At 71.8% G+C, this 2385-nt stretch carries 1 protein-coding gene; it reads right to left on the reverse strand.

What is annotated here, in order from left to right; all coding sequences use genetic code 11:
- Window positions 1-271: 271 nt before the first annotated feature.
- Window positions 272-2385: MprF family protein (locus tag H5J29_RS29410; RefSeq protein ID WP_376768588.1), on the reverse strand; the 2114-nt coding region annotated here is incomplete at its 5' end.

The raw sequence follows: 2385 nt of genomic DNA on the forward strand, positions 1-2385 counted from the left end.
GCGGGGTGCACGGCGGCCTCCGGTACCGGCTCGTGCTCGGGCTCCGCGGTCGGCGCGCTCATCGATCTCCTCGAAAAGGTCCTGACACGACGGAGGGCCGGCCGCCGGAATGGCGGCCGACCCTCGGTCCACGTTTGGTGGAGGACACAGGAATTGAACCTGACAGGGCGCCCCAAGTGCGCATCCCCCGTGCAGGAGGAAACCTAGCGTACGGCTTTTCGCCACCGCAAGGTCTCCTCCGCGGCGATCATCATTTTCGAGGATCGCCGCACTACAGGTCGTGTCCGCCGCCCCCGGAGAAGCCCGCCGCGAGGAGCTGTCGGGGCGTCGCGTCCGGCAGATAGGCCCTGGTGAGCGCGATTCCGATACGAGGCAGATCCGCCTCGTCACGGAATGCGAGGTGGACCGGTTCGTAGCGCGGCGAGAACTTCGCCTTGAAGGCGTGCAGGGAACGGAACCCGTAGAAGGGCTCGAGGGCCCCGCCGAGCTTGTCCAGCAGCCGGTCGGTGCGGTCGAGCTCGGCCGACTCGTCGCCGCGGGCGAGCGGTGCCCCGGAGAGGGAGATGAACTCGTAGCCCTCCTTGCCGAAGGCGAGGCAGGCCGAGGCGATCATGAACTCCATGACGGAGCGGAACCCGTCGGTGCGCCTGCGCATGACGTCCAGCGTCCAGCCGCGGATCTCGCTCTGCCCATCCGCCCCCCGGGGGGAGTAGACGGGCAGCCAGGACGTCACGCCGTGCACGCTGCCGGTGCCGTCGATCGCCAGCCCCACCTTGACGGCCGGGTCGAGCGCCTCGTCCACGCTGCCGAGCGTGAAGCCCATCTCGGGCAGGTCCTTGTCCCCGACCCACTGCTCCGAGATCGCCCGCACCTGCGCCACGACCGCGAACGACTCCTCGGCGAGCGTGACCACCCGGAACTCGATGCCCTCGCGCTTGGCCTTGTTCAGCGCGGTCCGGATGTCCTGCCACTTCTTGCCCTTGAACGCGATGCCGGGCAGGTCGATCAGCGTGTCCTCGGCGATCTGCACCGTGCGCCAGCCCGCCGCCCGCGCGGCCTGGGCGGCGGCGTCGGTGACCGAGAAGAGGCAGGGGGTGAGGCCGCCGCGCTCGGCCTCGGTGGTGAACTCGGTGACCGCCGCGGCGATCGTGTCCGGCGGGACCACCGGGTCGGCCAGGGCGAGCGCGATCCCGGCGTGGCGCTGGTACCCGACGTACCCGCGGCCGTCCTTCGTGAAGTAGTAGCGCATCTCGGGCCACAGGGTCATCCACGACATCGTGGAGCCGCCGACGGTCGTCAGCAGGGTGCGGGCGCGCTCCAGGGCGTCGCCCTCGCTGCCCGCGACCCCGCCCGGCACCCGCCGTCGGATCGGGACCCGGAACGACCGCCGGTTGAGCAGCAGGAGGAGCAGCGAGGCGAGCCAGAGGATGCCGGTCCCGATGGTGACGCTCGGCGAGGAGATCGTGATGTCGAGCTCCGGGCTCGCCGCCTTGACCGAGAGCGCCACGACGGCGATGACCAGGGTCAGCGTGTTGAGCACGCCCAGCACGACGGCGACCCACCAGGCCCAGCGCTTGCCCAGCCGCAGCGCGTTGGCGATCACGGCGATGATCACGAGGTCCAGCAGGACGTCGAGCAGGGTGCCGTTGCCCCCCGTCGGGCCGAACGGGCCGCGGCCCGGGAAGACCAGCACCACGAGCTCGGTGAGCCCGATCGCGAGCAGCCCGGCGAAGGCGAGCATCCGGGTCTCGCGACGGGTGCGCGGCCCGAACCCGGGTTCGACACCGAAGAGCCGCTGCCCGACCACGAACCCGACGACCACGGCGATCAGGTGCGCGACGTCGGACAGGGTGCCCTCGAACAGCACCGCCACCGCGACGTAGAAGGCCAGCGCGGCCCGGACCCGCAGCCGCCACGGCGACCGCAGCGCGGCGGTGGTGACGGCGAGGACGGTCAGGGTGCCGGTGGTGAACCCGGCGTCCCGCACGGAGGCGAGGTCGGCGGCCCAGACCCACGGCGTGGCCGACAGCCCCCAGATCAACAGCGTCGCCAGCAGCACGCCGCCGATCTGCCCGACGATCGCGGTGACCGCCACGACCCGGGTGCCCATCCGGATCTCGCAGGCCCCCACGATGAGGGCGAAGAGCAGCAGGCCGCTGAGGAACTGGCCGGGGGTGATGGCGAAGAACGGGCCGGTCAGGAACGTCCAGACCCGACCCTCGCGGATCGCGGGCAGCCCGTAGGCGACGGCGGAGAACCAGCCCTCGCGGTTCAGCGGGCGCCAGATCGTGCGGCCGACCAGGCCCGCGACGATCATCAGCGCCGCCACGGTGAGCGTGAACGGGATCCGCGCCCAGGCCTGCGGCAGCGCCGCGGTGAGCCGGG

The sequence above is a fragment of the Pseudonocardia pini genome, assembly GCF_013870575.1.
GTDB classification, from domain to species: domain Bacteria; phylum Actinomycetota; class Actinomycetes; order Mycobacteriales; family Pseudonocardiaceae; genus Pseudonocardia; species Pseudonocardia pini.